We start from the raw sequence: 3,465 nt of genomic DNA on the forward strand, positions 1-3,465 counted from the left end.
GACCACGGCGCGGGCGCCCCGCCGATCGGCCTGCCGATCGACGGCGCCGTCCTCCTGGTCACCGACGAGGACGGCCGCCCGGTGCCGCGCGGCACGGCCGGCGAGCTGCGGATCGGCGGCCGCGGCCTGGCCGCCGGGTACCTCGACCCCGAGCTGACCGCCCGCCGCTTCGTCGACGCGCCCGCCGGCGTGGTCGGCACCGACCGGGTCTACCGCACCGGCGACCGGGTGGTCATGCGGCCGGACGGCGTGCTGGAGTTCCACGGCCGCCTCGACGACCAGGTCAAGGTCAGCGGCGTGCGGATCGAACCGGCCGAGGTCGAGACCGCCTTCGAACGCGACCCGGCGGTGCGCCGGGCGGTGGTCGCCGCCGAGCAGACGCCGACCGGTGGGGTCCGGCTGCTCGCCTTCGTCCAGGCCGAGGGCGGTGCCGACCCCGCTGCGCTGCTCGACGCCGTCCGCCCCTGGCTGCCCGAGCAGGCCGTGCCCTCCGTCGTCCGGCTGGTGGAGCGCTTCCCGCTGGACGCCAACGGCAAGGTGGACCGCCAGGCCCTGCTGGCCGACGCTTCGGCGGCGGACCGAGGCGAGGAGGCCCTGACGGGCGAGGGGAGCACCCTGGTCGAGCGCACCGTGCTGAAGCTCTGCCGCGAGCTGATCGGCCGCGCCGACCTCGGTCCGGAGGACAACTTCCTGGCCGCGGGCGGAAATTCGCTCGCCGCGGCGAGATTCCTGGAGGCTCTGGAGAACGAGTACGGAGTACGGCTGCGCGCCCCCCTGGTGCTGCGCCAGCCGGACCTGGGGGCCGTCGCCCGGCTGGTCGAGGAGCGGGTGGCCGCCCTGGCCGCGACCGCCTGAGCCCGCCCCAACCTCCTCAGCGGGGCGCCCCGGCCCACCCGGCCGGGGCGCCCGGAAGGGAACCACCATGACCACCGCGACCACGTCCACCGCGACCACCACGGACCCCGTGACCACGACGAACCCCGCGGCCTCCGCTACCCCGTCCGACCGGACCGCCGAGGCCCTGCCCGTGCTGCCCGCCCTGATCGCCCGGCAGGCCGAACGCCGGCCCGACGCGCTCGCCGTGACCGACGGCTCCACCGTCCTCACCTACCGCGAACTCTCCGACGCCTCAGGCCGGTTGGCCGCCGTCCTGGCCGCCCGGGGGATCGGCCCCGGCAGCGCCGTCGGCCTGCTGTGCGCCCGCTCGACCCGGCTCGTCGTCGCCCAGCTCGCCGTCTGGCGGGCCGGCGCACTGGTCGTCCCGCTCGACCCGGCCTACCCGCGCCCGCGGATCGCGGAGATGACCGCCGACGCGGACGTCCGGCTCGTCCTCGGCGACAAGGGCCTGCTCGCCGAGGCCGGGCTCCCCGAGGAGCGCACCCTGGTGCTGACCGAGCGCGGCACCGAGGCCACCGACGGCACGGCACCCGACGCCGCCGACCCGGCCGCGCCCGCCCTGCTCTACTACACCTCCGGCTCCACCGGCCGCCCCAAGGGCGTTCTCGTCCCGCACAGCGCCGTCGCCGACCTGGTCACCGCCGAGGACGCGTTCGCCCTCGGCCCGCGCGACCGGGTGCTCTTCCACTCCACCGTCTCCTTCGACGCCGCCACCTTCGAACTGTGGGCCCCGCTCGCCCGCGGCGCCGCCGTGGCCGTCTCCCCGAGCGAGCGGCCCAGTGCCGAGGACCTGGTCCGTGACATCGAGCGCTTCGGCGTCACCACCGTCTTCCTCACCACCGCGCTCTTCCACCACCTGGCCGCCCGGCGCTCCCGGGTCTTCGGCGTGCTGCGCACCCTGGCCGTCGGCGGAGAGGCGATCTCCTCCGAGCACGCGGGCGCCGTGCTGCGGGCCTTCCCCTGGCTCGAACTGGTCAACGTCTACGGGCCGACCGAGGCCACCACCTTCACCACCCTGCACTGGGTCACCCAGGCCGACTGCGCCGGCTCCGTCCCGATCGGCCGGACCTTCGGCGGCGCCCGCGCGTACGTCCTGGACGAGCAGCTCGCGCCGGTGGCGCCGGGCAGCGTCGGCGAACTGTGGATCGCCGGCGACCGGCTGGCCCTCGGCTACCTCGGCCGGCCGGAGCTGACCGCCGACCGCTTCCGCGAGCTGCCGGGCATCGGCCGCGCCTACCGCAGCGGCGACCGGGTCCGCCGACTGCCGGACGGCTCCCTGGAGTACCACGGGCGCACCGACGACCAGGTCAAGGTGCGCGGCTTCCGGATCGAACCCGGCGAGGTCGAGCACGCGCTGCTCCAGCTGCCCGAGGTCGCCGAGGCGGCGGTCGTGGTCCGCCGGGCCGGGCAGGCCGACGCCGCGCTCACCGCCTGCCTGGTGCTCGCCGAGGGCGCCCGCCCGGCCGTCGAGGCACTGCGCACCCGCCTGGCCGAGCAGCTGCCCGCCCACCTGGTGCCCACCACCTGGACCGTGCTCGCCGCGCTGCCGCTGACCGGCAGCGGAAAGGTGGACCGGCGGGCGCTGGCCGCCGACGAGCCGGCCGAGGCGCGGCCGTCCGCCGGCGCCGAGCTCGGTCCGATCCAGCAGGTCGTCGCCGACGCGTGGAGCCGGGCCCTGGAACGCCCGATCACCGACCCGGCCGCCGACTTCCTCGCCGAGGGCGGCCACTCGTTGCTCGCCATGTGGGTGGTGGACGACCTGCGCGAGGACCTCGGGGTCGAGCTGTCGCTCGCCGACTTCCTCGGCCACCCGACCGTCGCCGCCCAGGCCGAGCTGCTGGAGCGCGCCCTGCGGGCCGCCGACGACACCCCGGAAGGCGACCGATGAGCACCGTCGACCAGACCGACCTGCTGCGCCGCGCCCGCAACCGCCGCGCCGCGACCGCCGTCACCGCCGCCACCTCCACGCCGGAGGCCGACCCCATCGTGCCCAGCAGCCCGGCCCCGCTCTCGCACGCCCAGCAGCGGATGTGGCTGATGGACCACCTCGGCCAGGGCGGCGCCCTCTACAACGTGCCGCTCGCCACCCGCCTGCGCGGCCCGCTCGACCACCCGGCCCTCGCCACCGCGATCACCGGCCTGACCGAGCGGCACGCCGTCCTGCGCACCCGCTACCCGCGCCGGGGCGACGAGCCGTACCAGCAGATCGACCCGGTCGTCCCGGTGCCGCTGCCGGTCCTGGACGCCACCGGTCCGGAACAGCTCGCCGCCGAGGCCGCCCGGCCGTTCGACCTCGCCACCGGCCCGGTGCTGCGGGCCCTGCTCCTGCGGCACGGACCCGACGACCACACGCTCCTGCTGACCATCCACCACATCGCCGTGGACGGCGGTACGCTGCGGTTCCTCACCTCGGACCTCGCCGCGCTGTACCGCTCCGCGCGCGACGGCGTGCCGAACCGGCTCCCGCCGCCGGCCCCCTCGTACGCCGACTACGCCCGCCAGGAGCGCGGCCGCGAGGCCGAGCTGACGGCCACCGCCGGCGTCCTCGCGGCCAGGCTGTCCGGCGCC

The 3,465-nt window shown here is 76.9% G+C and carries 3 protein-coding genes; all 3 read left to right on the forward strand.

The window, feature by feature from the left end; all coding sequences use genetic code 11:
* The coding region (locus KS423_RS41415) for a non-ribosomal peptide synthetase (RefSeq protein WP_224284885.1) at positions 1-855 on the forward strand (855 nt) is incomplete at its 5' end.
* Positions 856-922: 67 nt separating this feature from the next.
* A complete protein-coding gene (locus KS423_RS41420; protein ID WP_224284886.1) occupies positions 923-2,785 on the forward strand; it encodes a non-ribosomal peptide synthetase in 1,863 nt (620 codons plus the stop codon).
* Positions 2,782-3,465 (forward strand): condensation domain-containing protein (locus KS423_RS41425; protein WP_224284887.1); only part of this gene is annotated, 684 nt, incomplete at its 3' end. The genes KS423_RS41420 and KS423_RS41425, both read left to right, overlap by 4 nt.

Source organism: Streptomyces sp. LS1784 (assembly GCF_020103755.1).
In the GTDB taxonomy this organism is placed as follows: Bacteria; Actinomycetota; Actinomycetes; order Streptomycetales; family Streptomycetaceae; genus Kitasatospora.